Consider the following 20,365-nt stretch of genomic DNA (forward strand, 5'->3'; position numbering starts at 1 on the left):
CCGGTCACACGCCGGCGAAGTCGATCACGCCGCGAATGTTGCGGCCTTCGCGCAGATCCACGAACGCCTCGTTGATTTGGTCCAGCTGGTAGTGGCGGGTGACCAATTCGTCGAGTTTCACCGCGCCCGCCTGATACAACGACAGCAGCATCGGCACGCTGGTGCGCGGATTCATGCCGCCGTACAGCGCCCCTCTGAGCTGTTTGGCCGACAGCGTCATCTCCTGCAGGACCAACGGAACCGGCGGCTCGGTGAACGGGGTGATGCCGGTGAGCACGCAGATCCCGCCTTTACGCAGCAGCGCCATCGCCAACGGGATCAAGTCTGCGTGCACCACGCCGGGACAGACGACGACGCGGTCGGCCATCAGACCGGCGGTGATCTCCTTGACCACCGGTATCGCGTCCTGCGCGGTGGCGGCGGTGTGGGTGGCGCCGAAGATCTTGGCCGAATCGCGCTTGGACTCAACCGGATCCACCGCGACGACATACTTGGCACCGACGGCCCGCGCGCCCTGCAGGGCGTTCATCCCGACACCGCCGGTGCCGATGACCACGACGGTGTCACCGGGCTCGGTGCCCGCCGAGATCGTCGCGGAACCCCAGCCGGTGCTGACGCCGCACGACACCAGCGAGGCGGCATGGAACGGGATGGCCTCGTCGATCTTGATGACCGACCTTTCCGACAGCACCGCGTATTCGGCGAAGGTGCCGAGTTGTCCATAGGCCAACAGGTTTTCGTCGCCGAGATGCCGGCGGCACGTACCGTCGGTGGGCATCTCCCGCACGAACAGGCTCGCACCGATGTCGCAGATGTAACTCTGACCGTTGACACAGAACCGGCAACTGCCGCACGCGGGAATGAACGAGAGCGCCACGTGATCCCCCGGCTGCACCGTGGTCACGCCCGGCCCGACTTCCGCGACGACGCCCGCGCCCTCGTGACCGCCGAGCAGCGGGAACCAATCCGGTGCGGGCTGACCGCTGGCGGCCAGCACCTCGGGGGTCGGCACCACATCGCCGGTGAACAGATGGTCGTCGGAGTGGCAGATTCCGGCGACGGCGATCCGCACCAGGACTTCACCGCCGCGCGGCGGATCGAGTTCGATCTCGCGGATCTCCCAGTCCTGGCCGACCCCGCGGATCACAGCGGCACGACACTTCATTGCGACCTCCTGGATGTCTCTTGGTATTCGAGGAGCTCCGGCGAGCGCGGCGCCAACCTTGCGCGCAGCTCCCGCTTGAGCACCTTGCCGTAGCTGTTTTTCGGTAGCTCGTCGACGAATTCGTAGCGCTTGGGCCGTTTGAAGCGGGCGATGCGCGCCAACAGGTGCGCGTCCAGCGCCGCGGGGTCGGCGGAATCGCCTGTGCCGACGATGAACGCGACCACCACCTCGCCCCATTCGGCGTCGGGGGTGCCGACCACGCACGCCTCGGCGACACCGGGGTGCTCCAGCAGCACCTCCTCCACCTCCCGGGGGTAGATGTTGCTGCCGCCGCTGATGACGACGTCCTTCGACCGATCCCGCAGCGTGAGGAAACCACGCGCGTCGAACGAGCCCATATCACCGGTGTAAAGCCAGCCGTCTTTGATCGTGGCGAGGGTCGCGTCGGGGTTTCGCCAGTAGCCGGACATGACCGCGTCACCGCGGCAGACGATTTCGCCGATCTCGCCGGCGGGCGCCGGGCGGCCGTCGGTGCGCAGCACCGCGACCTCCATGCCCGAGCGCGCATAGCCGACCGAACCCAGGATCGCGTCGTCGTCCGATTCGTGATCGGCGCGGCGCAGCCCGGAGATGGTCATCGGCGACTCGCCCTGCCCGTAGATCTGGGCGAAGATCGGGCCGAACGCCGTGATCGCCCTGCGCAAGCTTTCGACATACATCGGACCGCCGCCGTAGACGATCGCCTTGAGGTTGCCCGGCCGGGTGCGGCCTGTATCGACCAGGCGTTGCACCATCGTCGGCGCCAGAAATGCGCTGCAATCCGGGTGGTGTTCGCAGAGATCGAGGAACTCATCGGGGTCGAACGCACCCGAGGAGGGCACCACCTGGCGGGCGGCGCGCAGCACGTACGGCAGGACGTAGAGGCCGGAGCCGTGCGACATCGGCGCCGCGTGCAGGAGGCTGCAGTCCTCGTCCGGGGCGTCGATGTCGGCGAGGTGGGCCACGGTCATCGCCGTGAGGTTGCGGTGCGACAGCATCGCGCCCTTCGGCCGTCCGGTGGTTCCGCTGGTGTAGAACAGCCACGCCAGCGCCGACGGGTCGGTGCGTGGCGGCGCCGACGGGGTGGTATCGAATCGGCGTGAATAGCACCGGGATTCAAGGGTTTCGATGGGCGTGGCGGTGAGGGACGCCAATTCGGCGCCGATGGCCGAGGAGGCGAACAACCGCGCCGCGCCCGCGTCGTGGAGGATCTGGGCCATCTCCCGTGGATGCAGCTTGTGGTTGATGGGCACGAGCGCGCACTCGGCGGCCCAGACCGCGAACATCAATTCGATGATCTCCGGGCGGTTGTGGGTGGCGATCGCGATGCGAGCGCCGCCCCCGTGTTGTTGGCGGATCGATGCGGCCAGCCGTAACGCCCGGTCTCGCAACTCAATCCACGTATACAGACGGTGATTCCCGTGATACACGGCGCCTCGATCGGGGAACCCGCTCGCGGCCCGATCGAGCATCGCAAACAGATTCATCGCTCGATCCACTGCGAGGACAAGGCGAACTCCGACAGATATTTGGTCGAACTCCATCCGCCGTCGACGACGATCGTTTGGCCGTTGATGAAGCTTCCGCCCGGCGAGCACAGGAAGGCGACCGTGCTGGCGATGTCGTCGATACGGCCCAACCGCTGATGCGGCGTCATCTCGGTGTTGATCTTGCGGAATCGCTCGTCCTCCAAGCGCTTTTCGACCATCGGGGTCACCGTCACCCCAGGCGCGACGGCGTTGCAGCGCACGCCGGACGCGCCGTACTGGCAGGCGATGTGCGTGGTCAGCGCGGTCAGCCCGCCCTTGGCCGCGGAGTAGGCGCCGCCGCGCAGGCCGCCGACGACCGCGAACGTCGATGTCACATTGATGATCGCCGACCCGGGCCCCATGTGGGGCAGCGCCTCGCGCGCGAGCCGGAACGGCGCCCGCAGCATCAAACCCAGGAAATAGTCCAGGGTCTCGTCGTCGGTTTCGTGCAGCGGCTTGGGGCTGCCCACCCCGGCGTTGTTGATCAGGAAATCGATATGGCCCCATCGCTTCACCGCGAGGTCCACGATGCGTCGCGGTGCGTCGTCGTCGGTCAGGTCGACGGCAAGTGCGGCGACGCGATCCGGATCGTTGACCGCCTTCTCCAGCGCGGTCAGGCGCGCCCTGTCGCGACCTGTGCCGAGGACCGCCATGCCCATCTCGGCGAGCTTTGTCGCACAACCCAGGCCGATGCCGCTGCTTGCTCCCGTGACGATTGCGACCTGCATCTCACCCATCCTTAGTCTTCCGCCCGTGTTAACGCCGCTCGGATCCGATGCTTGAGCACCTTGCCCGCGTCGTTCTTCGGCAGGGCATCCCAGATCACCACCTGTTCGGGCGCCTTGAACTTGGCGACCCCCTTGCTCACCAGCAGCGCGAGCAGGCTCGCGACGTCCGGGCTCGATTCACCCGCCGGAACGATCACCGCGCAGGCCCGTTCCCCGGTGCGCTCGTCGGGTAACCCCACGACCGCGATCTCGGCGATGCCGGGATGGTCGGTGAGCAGGTCCTCAACCTCCTTGGCCGAGATGTTCTCGCCGCTGCGGATGATGACGTCCTTGGCCCGGCCGGTCACGACGAGGTACCGGTCTTCAAAACCGGCTGAGGAACCGGCTGAGACCCAGCGCCCGAGATCCCCCGTGCGGAAAAACCCTGCGGCATCGAAGGAGTCGGCGCCGTCGTCGGGATGACGGTAGCCCGCCAGCATCTGCGGACCGCGCACACAGATTTCCCCGTCACCCGCGGGCGCGGCTTCGTGTGCGACGAGCTTGATCTCGGCGATGCCGGGCCTGCCGTCGGTGTCCGCCGCAAAGCGGGCCTCCTCCGGGCGCGGAGCGCCGACGGTCGCGACGGGCACCTCCGTGCAGCCGTACACCCGGGTGACCACCGCGCGGTCGAAGTACTGTGTGGCGCGCCGGATCAGCGACGGCGATACCGATGCGCCGCCGCAGATGAACACCTTCAGGTCGGGCAGGTGGGTGCCGGCGTGTTCGGCGGCCGAGAGCAGCTGTTGCAGAAACGGAGTGGCCCCCGCCATGTGGGTGCACCCCTCGGTGTTCATCAGGGCGAGCGCCTCGGCGGGATCCCAGCGGTCCATGAGCACCGCGGCCGTGCCCAGCAGCAACGGGCATTCGAAGGCATAGATCGAGCCGCCGATATGGGCGACCGGCGAGGGGACCAGGAACGTGTCGCCCGGGTCGATCATCCAATGGTCGCGGATCTGACAGATCAGCGCGTGTATCGAATTGTGGGTGTGCAGCACGCCTTTCGGACGGCTCGTGGTGCCGGAGGTGTACAGAACCATCCGCACGGCATCGGGATCGAGCGCCGGAAGTGCCGCGGCGTCCGGGGCCTGGCCGAGCAGGTCCGAATAGGGCGTGTGGGTACCGGCGTGCCTGGTTTCGCAGCCGCGCAGCACGACAACCTCCGGCGCCCGGCTCATCGGGGCCACCACGCGTTCGAGCATCGCGGCGTAATCGTGGCCGCCGTATCGGTGTGGTACGAAAATGACTGCGGTGTCGGCGTCTTCGAGGATGAAGCGCAGGTCGTGGTCGCGCAGCGACGGCAAGATGGGGTTCACCACCATGCCGGCCAGCGTCGCGCCCAGATAGATGACGGCGGTCTCGTGCCAGTTCGGCAGCATGAACGACACGACGCTGCCGGTGGGCAGCCGTGCCACCAGCGCCGCCGCCAGGGCGCCGGCCTGCGCGTACAGCGTGGCGCAATCCAGCCGAACACCCTTGTCCGCCAGCACTATTCGATGCGGGGATGCCTCTGCGGCCGCGCGCAGGGAATCGGCCAGCGTGGCGTGCACCCACAGCCCGCGGCGGTAAGCCTCGAAGGCGTGTGCCGCATCGTGGCGGGCCCGGGCGATCAACTCAACCGGCCTGACCGGTGACGCGCCGCATGGTCATCGCGTACCGAAACCTCGACGACAGGTGGGTATTGATCGTCACCTGGGCCACGTCGCCGTCGGAGGTCGTGTAGGTTCGCCGCATCTGCAGCGCGGCCGTCCCCGCTTCCACGCCGAGCCCGTCGGCCAGTTCCGGCGATAACAGGACGGCCGCGATCTCCTGGTGTAACTGGGAGACGCTCACGCCGAACAGATCCTCGATCAACGGGAAGATCGGACCGGCATGGCGCTGCAGCAGCCTGCCGACCGCGGCGAAGCTCCGGCTGATGTAGTACTCCGTTCGACACAGCGGCACGGACGCGCCGTCGGCCTGCCGGTAGCCGCGCACCGAGAGCCACTGGGTGCCGGGCTCGAGACCGGTCCGGGCGGCGAGGTCGTCGTCGATCGTCACCATCGCGTTGGATTCGATGGTCAGCTGCGCGCCGGCCGCGAACGCCAGCAGGTCGTCGATCGACATCGCGTCCTGGGCATAGGAACTCGACGCCGGCCGGGGCACCACCCGGGTGCCCGCCCGCGGCCGGGACGCGACCAGATTATCCTCCCGCAGCCGGCGCAGCGCCTCGCGAACGGTGTAGCGGCTCACCGCAAAGCGCTCGCACAGTTGGTGCTCGGTCGGCAGCTGCGAGCCCACCGGGTACACCCCGTCGACGATCTCCTTACGCAGCGTGCGTGCGATCTGGAGGTAGCGGTGGTCGCCCGCGATGGCCTGGGTCATCAGCGGCCTTGCCCGCTCGGGCGCAAAGCCAGCACACTGCCGTCGCCGTCGGCCGAGATGTACAGCGTCCCGTCGGCCGCGGCGGTGATGCCGGCGAACGGGCCCTGCGGCCCGGAAAACGGCGGCATGCCACGCAGCGGCTTGGGCGTCACGCCCGGCGGGGCGCCGACCGGCAGCCCGGACGCGATCGTGTGGCGCGCGCCGCTGGTGAGATCGAACGCGACCAACTCCTTGGCGCCCGCGTCGACGATGTAGAGCACACCGCCCTGGACCAGAATGCCCTGCGGGCGTTGTAGATCGGCGACAACGGTGTCGATCCGCGACCCGCTCACCCGGATCACCCGGCCCGCTCCGGCCTCGGCCACCAGAGGAGCCCCGTCGGCATCGATCGCGACACCGACCGGCTCACGCAGATCGGTCGCCAGCACCTCGATCACCCCCGACCGCAGCGACAGCACCCGCCCGGTGCCCAATTCCGCGAACACCACACCGTGCGCGCTCACCGCGACACCGTAAAGTTGGTCGAAACCATCTGCCAGCACATCGGTTTCGTTCGCCTCGGGCCGGTAGCCGGCGACCTGGCCGCCCGACGTCGTGACGACGAACTCCCCGGGTCCGCTCGCGGTGACGCCGCGCAGGAAGCCGGGATAGCCGGGGCTGAACAACATTCCCGCGGTGTGCAAGGAGCCGTCGGGCAGGGCGACGTAGAAGTAGGTGCCGTCGGCGATGTAGAGCTGGCCGTCATGGCCCACGGCCAAATCCATCGGCCAGTTGAGTCCGCCCGGCAACACGGATGTCGTTGTGCCGTCGGGCGATATCTCGGTGATCTCGCCGGTGAAGTTGGAGACGAACAGTCGGTCGCCCACGAAGGTGCAGTTGTCCAGCCCGGGATTAAGCTGGGCGAGCAAGCGCTGTTCGCCGCTGCGAGGATCGATGCGCAGCACCTGGCCGCTCGCCACCTGTGTCGAGACGAGGTAGCCGTGCGCGTCGAACTTGACCGAGTCGGGCACGCCGAGATCGCCTGCGACACACTGCGGCTCGCCGCCGTCGGGGTCGACGCGCCAGATCTCGTTGGCGCCCATCACCGGGAAGTACAGCAGGCCGTCCGGGCCGACCTCCATCGCGTTCGGTGAGGGCACATTCTCCAGCAACACCCGTGGCGGTCCGCCCGCCAGGTCGAATTCCAGCAGCCGTCCGCCTTCACGGCATTCACCGATGAACAGCCGGTCCCGATGGAAGGTGATGCCGTTGGCCGATGGCACGTCGTCGCGCAGCACCCGCGTGTGACCGTGGGCGTCGCGCACGCTGACCCGGCCGTCCATCACTTCGGTCGCGTACAGGTTGCCGCCGGCGTCGAACGCGACGTCGTCGGGCGCCACGATGTCGCCGCCCTTGGGGCTGGCGATCACCAGTTCCCCGGTGCGGTGGTCCAGCGCGCTGATCTGACTGCCGGTCACCTGGGCGATGTAGATGCGGCCGTCCGGGCCGGTGCGCAAACCGTTGGCGCCGAACAGCCGGCTGGGCGCGGTGACGCGTTCGAGGTCCCAGCCGGGCGCGACATCGATGGGCGGTGGTGCGGAATTCGAGGGGGCGTACCGCGAGGGCTGCGTTGAGAGGGCCCGTGAAATGGACATGCTCGCCGAGGTCCTTCCGTCAGCCGGTTGGGCTGGACGTTATCAATTCCTCGTAGTCCAGACAATAGCCGCCAAAGCGCCCCGGCTCGACCTTGACAGCGAAGTTCACGGATCGGAATAGTGTTCTCCAACGGGCAGAATGCCATATTTTGTCCGGACAAATTGGCGGTAGATCCCGCTGTGCGCGTCGGACGGCGTCGGCGGAGGCGAAAGCAGGTCATGGACGATCACGAGGATCTCCTCAGACTCGACGGGCGCGTCGTGGTGGTTTCCGGCGCGGGCGGGGGTGGTATCGGCACGACGGTCACGGCCATGACCGCCCGGGCCGGGGCCACGGTGATCGCGGTGAGTCGATCGAAGGAAAACCTCAACGAGCACATCGCCCCGCTGGCACAGCAGGGGCTGGCCGTGGTGCCGGTCGCGGCCGATGCCTCCACCGACGAGGGCATTGCCGCGGTGATCGACCACGCGCGCCGCGCCGACGGGAACTTGTACGGGCTGGTCAATGTCGCCGGCGGCGCCGAGCCGTCGACCTGGATGCCGTCGACCCGGGTGACGCGCAGCGACTGGCGCAAGATCTTCGCCGACAATCTCGAAACGGCATTCTTCATGAGCCAGGCCGTGGCCGGCGAGCTCGTCGCGCAGCAACGGCCGGGGTCGATCGTGTCGCTCTCGTCGATCAGCGGCATGAACACCGCGCCGTTCCACATCGCCTACGGGACCGCCAAGGCCGCCATCACCGCGATGACCCGCACGATGGCCCTCGAACTGGCGCTGGCCGGTATCCGGGTCAACGCCGTCGCGCCCGGCGTCACCGAGACCGCGGCCTCGCGCACCTACGTCGATGAGGACCCCGAGCGCGACCGTCAGGCGATCGCGATGGGCCGGCGGGGGCGGCCCGAGGAGCAGGCCGGCGCCATCGTCTTTCTGCTCTCGGAGATGTCGAGTTACATCACCGGCCAGACGCTGCTCGTCGATGGCGGGCTGGGCCTCAAGTGGAGCCATCTCGGCGCCGACAACACGTCACTGTTCCTCAAAGACGAATCCTTTCGCACGGCGATCAGGAGGATGTGATGACCGACCTGGACAAGAGCGTGAATTCCGAAGCGGTCGAAGAGCTCTCGACACCGATGACGATCGGTGTCGAGGCATACATTTCCGAGGACTATGCCCGCGCCGAACGCGACAAGCTGTGGCGCAAAGTCTGGCAGCAGGTCGGCCGCGTCGAGGAATTGCCCGAGGTGGGCAGCTACCTGACCTACGACATTCTCGACGACTCGATCATCGTGGTGCGCACCGGCGAGCACGAATTTCACGCGCACCACAACGTGTGCATGCACCGCGGCCGCCGGCTGATCGACACGCCCGAGGGCGCCAAGAATGCCTGTGCCCGCACCCGAAAGTCGTTTGTCTGCGGCTTTCACGGCTGGACCTACGGCCTGGAGGGGGCGTGCACGCACATCCGTGAGCAACAGGACTGGCAGGACGCGCTCACCCCCGAGAACACCCACCTTCGACCGGTCCGGGTCGACACGTGGGGCGGCTGGTTGTGGATCAACATGGACCCCGACTGCGAGCCGCTGGCCGACTATCTGTTCCCCGCCGCGAAGATCCTCGACTCGTTCGGCCTGGAAAACATGCGCTACAAATGGCGCAAGTGGCTGTCCTTCGACTGCAACTGGAAGGTCGCGCTGGAGGCCTTCAACGAGACCTACCACGTCTACACCACCCATCCCGAGTTCAATAAGTTCGGCGAGTTCAAGGGGTGGGCGAAAGCCCAAGGCAAGCACAGCAACATCGGCTACGACGCCCCCGAGGACATGGAGGCCACCAAGTCCAAGATCCGCCTCGGCAGCGGCACCGACCCGCGGGTGTCCACCGCCCAGATGCAGGTGTACACGATGGAGGAAACCAACGCCACCACCACCCAGACGCTGGTGAACGCGGCCAGGCGCCTGGTCGACGAGCTGCCCGAGGGGACACCGGCCGACAAGGTCCTCGAGCACTGGCTGGCCTCGGCACGCCGCGACGACGAGGCCCGCGGCGTGGTCTGGCCGACGATTCCCGCCGACATCCTCGGGCAGGCCGGCACCGCGTGGCAGATCTTTCCCAACTTCCAGATCGGGCAGGGCCTGACCAGCGCGCTGTGCTACGGCGCGCGTCCGCATCCCAGCTACAACCCCGACATGTGCATCTTCGAGGTGTCGGTCTTCGAGCTGTACCCGAAAGGGCAAGAGCCCCAGACGGAATGGGAGTACACGCCGGTCGGCGACCCCAGGTGGCGGTCGGTCCTGCCGCAAGACTTCTCCAACATGGCCGCCGTGCAGCAGGGCATGAAGTCGCTCGGCTTCGGCGGCACCAAGCCCAACCCGTACCGCGAACGCAGCACCGTCAACCTGCACTACCAATTGTCGAGATACATGGGTTCCGGTGAGCCCCAACACCTGTCAGGTAAGGAGTCCCCCTCGGCATGACCCCCGACATGGAAAAGTACCGAGACAATTGCGGGCCCACTCAGACGCCCGACGACGTAGACATCGCCACGCTGCGCGAGAAGTACCACCTGGAGCGCGAAAAGCGGCTGCGCAAGGAAGGTTCCAAGCAGTACATCGAATTGGAGGATGACTTCGCCGGCTACTACGAGGTCGACCCCTACACCCCCGCGACGCCACGCGACGCGATTTCCGAGGATATCGACGTCGCGGTCCTGGGCGGCGGTTTCGGGGGCCTGCTGTCGGCGGCCCACCTGAAGAAGGCCGGCGTCGACGACGTACGCGTCATCGAGCTCGGGGGCGACTTCGGCGGTGTCTGGTACTGGAACCGGTATCCGGGCATCCAATGCGACAACGAATCCTACTGCTATATACCGCTTCTCGAAGAACTCGACTTCATGCCGTCGAAGAAGTTCGCCGACGGTGCTGAGATCTACCAGCACTGCCGGAACATCGGCAAGTACTTCGGTCTCTACGATTCGGCGATCTTCTCCACCCAGGTGCGCGACCTGCGCTGGGACGAGGAGATCAGACGCTGGCGCATCAGTACCAACCGCGACGACGACATCCGCGCCCGGTTCGTGGTGCTGGCGTCAGGCCCCTTCCACCGCCCGAAGCTGCCGGGTATCGCGGGGATCAAGGACTTCAAGGGGCACGCGTTCCACTCGTCGCGGTGGGACTACGACTACACCGGCGGCGACACCGGCGGCAACCTGCACAAGCTCGCCGACAAGAAGGTCGCCGTCATCGGCACCGGCGCCACCGCGATCCAGATCGTCCCGTTCCTGGCCCGAGACGCCGAGCGCCTCTACGTCTTTCAGCGCACCCCCTCGACGGTCGACCAGCGCAACAACGCGCCCACCGACCCGGATTGGGCGAAGTCGCTGCGGCCGGGCTGGCAGCGGGAACGGCAACGCAACTTCCACTCCTGGACGTTCGAGGGCATGGCGCTGGGTCAGCCGGATCTGGTGTGCGACTTCTGGACCGAGCTCGGGCGCAACACCGCCGCGCGGGTGCTCGCGCTGGACGACCCCGCGTCGATGACACCCGAGCAGTTCATGGCGATCCGCGAAGAAGAGGACTACAAGTTGATGGAGCGGCTGCGCCGCCGCATCGACGTGATCGTCGAGGACCCGCAGACCGCCGAGTCGCTCAAGCCCTACTACCGGTTCCTGTGCAAGCGGCCGCTGTCCAACGACGAGTACCTGCCGGTGTTCAACCGGCCCAACGTCACCCTCGTCGACGTCTCCGATTCCAAAGGCGTGGAACGGATCACCGAGACGGGAGTCGTGGCCAACGGCGTCGAGTACGACGTCGACTGCATCATCTATGCCAGCGGCTTCGAAATCACCACCGAGATCAGCCGCCGCTATTCCATGGAGACGATCGAGGGGCGCGACGGGCTGTCGCTGTTCGACTACTGGCGCGACGGTTACAAGACGCTGCACGGGATGACCAGCCGCGGATTCCCGAACCAGTTCTACACCGGTTTCACCCAGGTCGGCATCTCCGCCAACATCGCCGCCAACTACGAGCTGCAGGGCGAGCACATCGCCTACATCATCGCCGAGGCCCTGAAACGCGGTGCGGCCACCGTGGAGCCCAGCCAGGCGGCGCAGGAGCAGTGGTGCGCGACGATCCGGGAGACCGCGGTCGACAATTCGGCATTCGACGCCCAGTGCACGCCCGGCTACTACAACAACGAAGGCGGCGGCGGGGGAGAGGGCATCCGGTCGCACCTGGGGGAGCCGTACGGTCCCGGCTTTTACGCCTTCGAGGACTTGTTGCGGCTGTGGCGCGACAAGGGCGACCTGGACGGGTTGGTGCTCGGCACTTGAGCGAAACCCTTGCAGCGCAACTGCGATTCGACGGCCGCGTTGCCGTGGTGACCGGAGCCGGCCGCGGGTTGGGTCGCGCGTACGCGCAACTGCTGGCCTCGCGCGGAGCGAAGGTGGTCGTCAACGACGTCGGCGGCGGCCTTGACGGGGACGGCGTCGACGCCGGTCCGGCCCAGCAGGTCGTCGCGGAGATCACCGCGGCCGGGGGACAGGCCGTCGCGACCAGCGCGTCGGTCGCGACCGCCGACGGCGGCGACGCGATCATCGCGACCGCGCTCGAGCACTACGGCCGCATCGACATCCTGGTGCACAATGCCGGCAACGTCCGGCGCGGCTCGCTGAAGGAGATGAGCTACGAGGACTTCGACGCCGTGCTCGACGTGCATCTGCGAGGTGCGTTCAACGTCGTGCGGCCGGCGTTTCCGCTGATGTGCGAGGCCGGCTACGGCCGCATCGTGCTGACGTCATCGATCGGCGGCCTGTACGGCAACCACGGCGTGGCGAACTACGCGGCCGCCAAGGCCGGCGTGATCGGGTTGTCCAACGTCGCCGCGCTGGAAGGCGCCGCCGAGGGCGTGCGGTGCAACGTGATCCTGCCGGCGGCGGTGACGCGCATGGCGGAAGGCATCGACACGTCGGCCTACCCCCCGATGGGGTCGGAACTCGTTGCGCCCGTGGTGGGCTGGCTCGCACACGAATCCTGCTCGGTGACCGGCGAGCTGTTCATCGCGCTGGCGGGGCGCGTGGCCCGGGCGGTCATCGCGGAGAGCCCGGGCGTGTGCCGGTCGTCGTGGACGATCGAGGACATCGGCAGCCATCTGGATGCGATCCGCTACGTCGAGGCGCCCCTCATCTTCCCGGTCGTCCCGGACGGGCATGACCAGCACATCCGCTACAGCTTCGATCTGGCGCAGAGGTCAAACGAGCTACATGGCTCGACCGATCAAGGAGCGCTCAATGGCTAGCCCGACGGGCCCGATGGCCGGCGTGCGCGTGATCGATCTCACCGCGATGGTGATGGGTCCCTACTGCACGCAGATCATGGCCGACATGGGCGCCGACGTGATCAAAGTCGAACCGCCCCAAGGCGATAACACCCGCTACATCTCGGTGGGCCCGGCGCCGGGCATGAGCGGGGTATTCGTCAACGTGAACCGGGGCAAGCGCGGGATCGTGCTGGACCTGCAAACCGACGCCGGAACGCGGGCGTTGCGCGCGCTGGTCGAGACCGCCGACGTGTTCATCCACTCCATGCGCGCCAAGGCGATCGCCAAGCTCGGCTTCGGCTACGACGACGTCGCCGCGATCAACCCCGCGATCGTCTACACCAACTGCTACGGGTACGGGCGGCGCGGGCCCGATCGCGATCGGCCCGCCTATGACGACACGATCCAGGCCGAATGTGGTGTGCCGGCGGTGCAACAGCAGTTGACCGGGGAGGCCGATTACGTCGGCACCATCATGGCCGACAAGATCGCCGGGCTGACGGCGCTGTACGCGACGACCATGGCGCTCTTTCATCGCGAGCGCACCGGCGAAGGGCAAGAAGTCGAGGTCGCCATGTTCGAAACCATGGCGTCGTTCATGCTCGTCGAACACGCCAACGGTGCCCTGTTCGACCCGCCGCTGGGGCCCGCGGTGTATCCGCGCACCGTGGCGCCCAACCGCCGGCCGTACCGCACCAGCGACGGCCACATCGCGGCGCTGATCTACAACGACAAGCACTGGAACGCGTTCATGAAAGCCGTCCAGCCGCCGTGGGCCAGCGAGCTGTATTCGACGCTGGAACAGCGCGCCCGCGAGATCGACACCGTCTACGGGCTGGTGGCCGAGACGATGAAAGAGCGCTCCACCGCGGAGTGGTTGGCGCTGCTGCGCCAACTCGAGATACCGGCCGCGCCGCTGAACACGCCCGGCGCCCTCTTCGACGATCCGCATCTCAACGCCGTCGGCATGTTCGAGACGGTGGACACCCCGCACGGACGGGTGCGCTTCCCGGGCGTACCCACCTGGTTCTCGCAGACACCGGGTCGCGTCGCGGGGCCGGCGCCCGAGCTCGGCGCCCACACCGAAGAAATACTCGCCGAAATTGGCGCTCGCGAGGGAAAGGAAATTTAAATGGGTGTGCCGGTCTATCAGAGGATTCTCGACCTGTTCGAGGCCGAGGGGATGAACACCCTGTTCGGTATCCCGGACCCGAACTTCGTGCACATGTTCGCCGAGGCCGACGCCCGCGGGTGGTCGGTGGTCGCGCCGCATCACGAACTGAGCGCGGGTTTCATGGCCGAGGCGGCATCGCGGATGACGGGTAAGCCCGGTCTCTGCATCGGCACGCTCGGCCCGGGCATGGCCAACATCGCCGGAGCGATCCAGTGCGCACTGGTGGAGAACTCGCCGGTGATCTTCCTCGGCGGCCAGCGCGCCCGCATCACCGAACGCCGGGTCCGGCGCGGACGTATCCAATTCGTCCGTCAGGAGCCGCTTTTCGCCCCATCCGTCAAGTACAGCGCGTCCATCGAGTACGCCGACCAGACCGATGAGATCATCCACGAGGCGATCCGGCGAGCGATGTCGGGCACACCCGGCCCGGCCTACATCGAGTACCCGTCGCACGTCATCCTGGAAGAGCTCGACGTGCCGGATCCGTTGCCGCCCCATCGGTATCGCCTCGTCAACCAGGGGGCGGGAGCCCCTGAGATCGCCAAGGCCGCAAAGCTGATTCGCGAAGCGAAGAGCCCGATTCTGTTGGTGGGCCATGGCGTGCACACGTCGCGTACCGGTCCCGCGGTGAAGGAGCTCGCCGACTTGATGGCCTGCCCGGTCATCCAGACCTCCGGGGGTACGTCGTACATCCCGGGCCTGCAGGAGCGGACATTCCCCTACCTGTTCTCCCCGGCCGCCAACGAGGCAGTCGAGGAATCCGACCTGTGCGTCGCGCTGGGAACCGAACTCGGTGAGCCGATGCACTACGGCCGGACTCAGCACTGGGCGGACAACGATGCGAATCGCAAATGGGTGTACGTCGAGCAGGACCCGGCCGCCATCGGCGTCAACCGCCAGTTCGACGTGCCGCTGGTGGGCGATCTGCGCGGCGTCGTGCCGCAGCTCATCGACGCGCTCCGGGACACGCCGCGCGCCCCGTCGGCCAACCTCGAGAAGTTGGTCAACGCCGACGCCGAGGAGCTCGCTTCGCTCGCCGAGACCGCGCCGTCGGGTCGTTCGCCGATTCACCCGGCGCGATACGTCGTTGAGGCCACCAAGGCGTTCAACGAACTCGAGGACGCGATCATGGTGCGCGATGGCGGCGCGACCGTCATCTTTCAGTGGACCTACTCGCAGTCCAAACCGCGCGATGTGATCTGGAACCAGAACTTCGGCCACCTCGGCACCGGCCTGCCCTACGCGGTGGGAGCATCCGTCGCCGAGGGCGGTAACCGCCCCGTCATGCTGCTGACCAGCGACTCGGCGTTCCTCTTTCACATCGCCGAGCTGGAAACCGCTGCGCGGCAGAACCTTCCGCTGGTGTGCGTGGTGGGCGTCGACCACCAGTGGGGCCTGGAGGTGGGCGTCTACAAGCGCACGTTCTCCCAACCGTCACCGCAGCCCGGCGTGCACTGGAGCAAGGACGTCCGGATGGACAAGATCGCGGAGGGCTTCGGCTGCCACGGTGAGTTCGTCGAGAAGGAAGAGGAGATCGGGCCAGCCATCGCGCGCGCCTACGCCAGCGGCAAAGTCGGTGTGGTGCACGTGTGCATCGACCCGAAGGCCAACTCCGAGGAGATGCCCAAATACGACCGATTCCGCACCTGGTATGCAGAAGGCACCCAGTAAGCGTCGCAACTAAGGAAGAGTGCAAGCTATGCGCGAATACCTGAAGTTCTACATCGACGGACAGTGGGTCGACCCGGTGCGGCCTAACACCTTCGACGTGGAAAACCCGGCAACCGAACAGGTTTCGGGAAAGATCTCGCTGGGGTCGGCGGCCGATGTCGACGTGGCGGTCCAAGCCGCCCGGCGGGCCTTCGCCGACTGGTCGCAGAGCACCCGCGAACAGCGCCTGGACCTGTTGCAGGCCATCCTCGCCGAATACCAGAAGCGGGCGGACGATCTCGCCGAGGCGGTCACCGAGGAAATCGGCGCGCCGCCCTCACTGGCCGCCGGACCGCAGGTCTTTCTCGGCATCGGCCACCTCACCACGGCCATCGACGCGCTGAAGAACTTCCCGTTCGAGGAACGAAAAGGGGCGACCTTGATCGCCAAGGAGCCGATCGGCGTCTGTGGTTTGATCACGCCCTGGAACTGGCCGATCAACCAGGTCGCGGTCAAGGTCTATCCGGCGCTGGCCACCGGCTGCACGGTCGTCCTGAAACCGTCTGAGGTGGCCCCGTATTCGCCCTACGTCTTCACCGAGATCCTGGCCGCCGCGGGCGTGCCGGCCGGGGTGTTCAACCTCGTCAACGGCGACGGCCCGGGCGTGGGCGCGGCCCTGGCGAGCCATCCCGACATCGACATGGTGTCGTTCACCGGATCCACCCGCGCCGGCATCGAGGTAGCCACCAAAGCCGCCCCGACCGTGAAGCGCGTGACCCAGGAACTCGGCGGTAAGAGCCCCAACATCGTCCTCGATGACAGCGGCTTCGCCGACGGCGTCCGCGCGGGCGTCGCCAACATGATGCCCAACTCCGGACAGAGTTGTAATGCGCCGTCGCGCATGCTGGTGCCGAATTCACGGATGGCCGAGGCCATCACCATCGCGCGCGAGACAGCGGAGCACGTCCAGGTGGGCAGCGCCGGCGATGCGACGGCGATCGGGCCGGTGGCCTCGAGGTCACAGTTCGAGAAGGTGCAGCGCTTGATCCAGCAGGGCATCGACGAGGGCGCGACCCTCGTCGCGGGAGGCCCGGGCCGGCCGGCGGGGCTGGACACGGGGTACTACGTCAAGCCGACCGTCTTCGCGCAAGTCGCCAACGACATGACGATCGCGCGCGAGGAGATCTTCGGACCGGTGCTGTGCATCCTCGGCTATGACGACATCGACCACGCCGTCGAGATCGCCAACGACACCGAATACGGCCTCGCCGGCTACGTTTCGGGGGCCGACCTCGACAAGGCGCGTGATGTTGCTCGCCGGATCCGCGCGGGATGGGTGACGATCAACCACGCGTTCGACATGAACGCGCCGTTCGGCGGCTACAAGCGCAGCGGCAATGGCCGCGAATGGAGCGAGTTCGGCTTCCACGAGTACCTGGAGGTCAAGAGCACGCTGGGCTACGCGCCCGACAAGGCCTGACGCCGACCCCGAAACCGAACGCACCACGACGCAAAACCGTTGCGTGTCCTCCACGCAATCCCGCGCCTCCGCCCTTAAGCTGGCCCCGTTCACGAGGAGGGGCAACGACGTATCGGCATCAACCATGGCGCCGGGCGGGATGGTAGTCACGGCGCGCTGACGGCGAGCACCGAGCCGGGCGGGTCTCACCCCGCACCGGCTCGTCGTACTCGGCCCCGATGGGTCGCCCCCGTGCGCAGGGTTGGCCGGCTGGCGGTCTGGGACCGGCCGGAGCGGCGCAGCGGGATCCCGGCGCTCGACGGCCTACGCGCGATCGCGGTTTCGCTGGTGCTCATCGGGCACGGTGGCATCCCCGGTGTCAGCGGCGGATTCATCGGCGTCGACGTCTTCTTCGTTCTCAGCGGATTCCTGATCACCTCGCTGCTGCTGGACGAGCTGGGACGGACCGGCCGCATCGAACTCACCGGTTTCTGGATCCGGCGCGCGCGGCGGCTGCTGCCGGCGCTGGTGTTGATGGTGCTCGCCGTGGCCGCGGCCCGGGAACTGCTGCCCGAACGGTCGCTCACCGGCCTGCGCGACGACGCCATCGCGGCGTTCGTGTGGATGGCGAACTGGCGGTTCGTCGCCCAGAAAACCGACTACTTCACCCAGGGCGCGCCGCCGTCGCCGCTGCAGCACACCTGGTCGCTCGGGGTGGAGGAGCAGTACTACTTCGTCTGGCCGCTGCTGTTGATCGCGGTGGCGCTGTCGCTGGCCGCGCGCGCGAGGCGCCGCTTCACCCGGGCCACCGTCGGCGGGGTGCGCTTCGCCACGTTCGTCATCGCCACCGTGGGGGCGCTGGTGTCCGCGGCGCTCGCCATCGTGATGGCCTCCGATGGCACCCGCGACCGGATCTACTTCGGCACCGACACCCGCGCGCAGGCGCTACTGGTCGGCGCGGCGGCCGCCGCCCTGCTGGTGCGGGATTGGCCGTCGATGAACCGCGGCTGGTGCATGATCCGCACGCGGTGGGGGCGGCGCGCCGCCCGGATCCTGCCGGTGTTGGGTTTGGCGGGGCTGGCGGCGGCGACCCACTACGCCACCGGCGCCAGCGGTGAATTCCGCCACGGCTTGCTGATCGGCGTCGCGATCGCGGCCGTCGTCGTCATCGCCCCGGTCGCCCTGGAGCAGCGCGGCGTCGTCGCCCGCGCGCTCGCATTGCCGCCGTTGGTGTGGCTCGGGACCATCTCTTACGGGGTCTACTTGTGGCACTGGCCAATCTTCTTGGCGCTCAACGGCGAACGCACCGGGTGGACCGGCCTGCCGTTGTTCGCCGCGCGGTGCGCCGCCACGGTAGTGGTGGCCGCGGCGTCGTATTGGGTGCTCGAGCAGCCCATCCGACGGTGGCGCCCGGCGCGGGTGCCGCTGCTGCCGTTGGCGGCGGCGACCGTGGCCAGCGCCGCGGCGGTGACGTTGTTGGTGGTTCCGGTGGGGACCGGGCCGGGGCTGCGCGAGGTCGGTCTGCCACCCGGCGTCTCGGCGGTCGCGGCGGTCTCATCGTCGCCACCGGGAGATAGCCGGCCGCGGGATCCCAATCGGCCGTTCACCGTCTCGGTGTTCGGTGATTCGATCGGGTGGACGTGGATGCACTACCTTCCGCCGACACCGGGATTCGCCTTCCTCGACCACACCGTCATCGGATGCAGCCTGGTGCGGGGGACGCCGTACCGGTACGTGGGCCAAACCCTCGAGCAGCGATCCGAGTGTGATGGCTGGCCGATCCGCTGGGCGCGGCAGGTGAGCCAGGACCAGCCGGACGTCGCGCTGCTGATCATCGGCCGCTGGGAAACCGTGGACCGCGTGAACGAGGGCCAGTGGACCCACATCGGCGACCCGACCTTCGACGCCTACCTCAACGGCGAGCTGGAGCGGGCGCTCACCATCGCCGGTTCCACCGGTGTGCGGGTGGTGGTCGCGACCGTGCCCTACAGCCGCGGCGGTGAAAAGCCGGACGGTCGGCTGTATCCGGAGGACCAGCCGGACCGGGTCAACCTGTGGAACACCATGTTGCGCAAGACGGTCAGCCACCATCCAGGAGTCGCGATCCTCGACCTGAACAAGAAGCTGTGCCCCGACGGCGTCTATACCGCCAAGGTCGACGGCATCAAGGTGCGCAGCGACGGGGTGCACCTGACCCCGGAAGGGGTGAAATGGCTGACGCCGTGGCTCGAGGAATCGCTGCGGTAGCCCCGCTGAGGTAATTCTCCTAAGTGCCTGTGCGGCAGCTGATTTCCATGCTGTCACTGCCGCGAACCTGGAAGTTGAAGCTGACGTAGCCGTTGGTCTGGTCGCGCACGCGGTCGAGATAGGGCGCCATATCGGCCGAGCTGGCGTTGTCGGCGATGACCAACGCACCCGTGGACAGGCGGGGCTCCAGTAGCTCGATGACGGGCAGGTACAAATCTTTCCAACCGTCGAGCAGCAGGAGATCGACCGGTCCATCCAGGCTTTTCAGCGTGGTCAGGGCATCGCCCTCCAGGATCGTGATCACATCGTCCAAGCCCGTCTCGGCGAACGTCTTCCTCGCCGCCGCGATTTTGGTCTCACTGAGCTCCGTGGTCACCACCCGGCCGCTCCCGTTGTCGCGCACGGCGGCGGCCAGATGCAGGGCGGAGATGCCGAACGACATCCCGAATTCGACGACGGTCGCCGGGCGGGTGGCGCGCACCAGTGAATACAGCAGCCGGCCGGCCTCGGGCGTCACCGGGATGTAGAACTCGCTCATCGCCTCGGCCCGCTCCTGGGCGGTCATCGGCTGATCGAACGTGCCACGCCGCTCGCGCAACAGCGACATCTGGTTCTTCGACTCGACGTACATGCGGTCGAGCGTCGATGCGACCCGGGGATCCTGCAGCGTTGTGGTCATCTCGCCGAGCCTAGGCGCGCAGCCTGGGCGGGCTCTGGGAGACCGCGGCGGCGCCACGCTGGGCGCAAATGAGTTTGACGAGCCCGGGCCGCGGTGCCACTATGGACTCCGCAAGCACCTCGGTAGGTGAGGCGTCTGCATGGATACAGGCCACTGACCCCGAACGTCGAGAGACGCCCCGGGTCAGGACAGCTCTTCCCGGACCCAAGGGTTGAGCCCAAGTGGCTTCTGGAACGTTCCGGATACGCCGTGCAGTGCCGAAGCTCCGACGAGAGGGGTGCGACCGGCGGCTTTGGTGCCGTCGATCATTCCTGCCTCTCGTTCAGGTGAATGTGGTGACACCCG

At 67.5% G+C, this 20,365-nt stretch carries 15 protein-coding genes and 1 riboswitch; of the genes, 8 read left to right on the top strand and 7 right to left on the bottom strand.

Annotated elements, in window-relative coordinates; all coding sequences use genetic code 11:
* Positions 1–4: 4 nt before the first annotated feature.
* From A5775_RS17830 to A5775_RS17855, 6 genes are read right to left on the bottom strand one after another with little or no spacing between them, the layout of a single operon-like run.
* On the bottom strand, positions 5–1,165 hold the full coding sequence (locus A5775_RS17830) for an NDMA-dependent alcohol dehydrogenase (protein ID WP_255362117.1): 1,161 nt from the start codon (positions 1,163–1,165) through the stop codon (positions 5–7).
* Entirely contained in the window at positions 1,162–2,691 is a 1,530-nt protein-coding gene (locus tag A5775_RS17835; RefSeq protein WP_067255271.1) for a long-chain fatty acid--CoA ligase, read from the bottom strand. Before A5775_RS17835 ends, A5775_RS17830 begins: the two co-directional genes overlap by 4 nt.
* Entirely contained in the window at positions 2,688–3,470 is a 783-nt protein-coding gene (locus A5775_RS17840; protein ID WP_082953065.1) for an SDR family NAD(P)-dependent oxidoreductase, read from the bottom strand. Before A5775_RS17840 ends, A5775_RS17835 begins: the two co-directional genes overlap by 4 nt.
* A 2-nt stretch (positions 3,471–3,472) precedes the next feature.
* Positions 3,473–5,107, bottom strand: a complete 1,635-nt coding sequence (locus A5775_RS17845; RefSeq protein WP_369827888.1) for an AMP-binding protein — start codon at positions 5,105–5,107, stop codon at positions 3,473–3,475.
* Between the two features lie 4 nt (positions 5,108–5,111).
* Positions 5,112–5,861 carry a GntR family transcriptional regulator gene (locus A5775_RS17850; RefSeq protein WP_067255275.1) on the bottom strand — a complete coding sequence of 250 codons (750 nt, stop codon included), beginning with the start codon at positions 5,859–5,861 and terminating at the stop codon, positions 5,112–5,114.
* Entirely contained in the window at positions 5,861–7,495 is a 1,635-nt protein-coding gene (locus A5775_RS17855) for an SMP-30/gluconolactonase/LRE family protein (protein ID WP_067255278.1), read from the bottom strand. The genes A5775_RS17850 and A5775_RS17855 overlap by 1 nt, the downstream gene beginning before the upstream one ends.
* Positions 7,496–7,714: 219 nt before the next feature.
* Between A5775_RS17855 and A5775_RS17860 the strand changes: the two genes are divergently transcribed.
* From A5775_RS17860 to A5775_RS17895, 8 genes are all read left to right on the top strand, one after another.
* Entirely contained in the window at positions 7,715–8,569 is an 855-nt protein-coding gene (locus A5775_RS17860) for an SDR family NAD(P)-dependent oxidoreductase (RefSeq protein ID WP_067255280.1), read from the top strand.
* Positions 8,569–9,969 carry an SRPBCC family protein gene (locus A5775_RS17865; RefSeq protein WP_067255282.1) on the top strand — a complete coding sequence of 467 codons (1,401 nt, stop codon included), beginning with the start codon at positions 8,569–8,571 and terminating at the stop codon, positions 9,967–9,969. Before A5775_RS17860 ends, A5775_RS17865 begins: the two co-directional genes overlap by 1 nt.
* Positions 9,966–11,825 (top strand): NAD(P)/FAD-dependent oxidoreductase, encoded by a 1,860-nt coding sequence (locus A5775_RS17870; RefSeq protein ID WP_197512698.1) that lies wholly within the window; start codon positions 9,966–9,968, stop codon positions 11,823–11,825. Before A5775_RS17865 ends, A5775_RS17870 begins: the two co-directional genes overlap by 4 nt.
* Entirely contained in the window at positions 11,822–12,790 is a 969-nt protein-coding gene (locus A5775_RS17875) for an SDR family NAD(P)-dependent oxidoreductase (RefSeq protein ID WP_067255284.1), read from the top strand. The genes A5775_RS17870 and A5775_RS17875 overlap by 4 nt, the downstream gene beginning before the upstream one ends.
* A 13-nt stretch (positions 12,791–12,803) precedes the next feature.
* On the top strand, positions 12,804–13,943 hold the full coding sequence (locus A5775_RS17880) for a CaiB/BaiF CoA-transferase family protein (protein ID WP_067255286.1): 1,140 nt from the start codon (positions 12,804–12,806) through the stop codon (positions 13,941–13,943).
* The gene (locus tag A5775_RS17885) at positions 13,944–15,656 is read left to right on the top strand and encodes a thiamine pyrophosphate-binding protein (protein WP_067255288.1); all 1,713 of its coding nucleotides are present in this window, start codon (positions 13,944–13,946) and stop codon (positions 15,654–15,656) included.
* A 28-nt stretch (positions 15,657–15,684) separates the two neighbouring features.
* On the top strand, positions 15,685–17,115 hold the full coding sequence (locus tag A5775_RS17890) for an aldehyde dehydrogenase family protein (protein WP_067255290.1): 1,431 nt from the start codon (positions 15,685–15,687) through the stop codon (positions 17,113–17,115).
* A 231-nt stretch (positions 17,116–17,346) separates the two neighbouring features.
* A complete protein-coding gene (locus A5775_RS17895; RefSeq protein ID WP_067255292.1) occupies positions 17,347–19,341 on the top strand; it encodes an acyltransferase family protein in 1,995 nt (664 codons plus the stop codon).
* Between the two features lie 19 nt (positions 19,342–19,360).
* On the opposite strand, the gene A5775_RS17900 is transcribed toward A5775_RS17895, so the two are convergent.
* Complete coding sequence (locus A5775_RS17900; protein WP_067255295.1) at positions 19,361–20,020, bottom strand: O-methyltransferase; 660 nt, start codon at positions 20,018–20,020, stop codon at positions 19,361–19,363.
* Positions 20,021–20,131: 111 nt separating this feature from the next.
* A riboswitch (M-box (ykoK) riboswitch) is annotated at positions 20,132–20,304 on the top strand.
* Positions 20,305–20,365: the final 61 nt, after the last annotated feature.

Source organism: Mycobacterium sp. 852002-10029_SCH5224772, assembly GCF_001667315.1.
In the GTDB taxonomy this organism is placed as follows: domain Bacteria; phylum Actinomycetota; class Actinomycetes; order Mycobacteriales; family Mycobacteriaceae; genus Mycobacterium.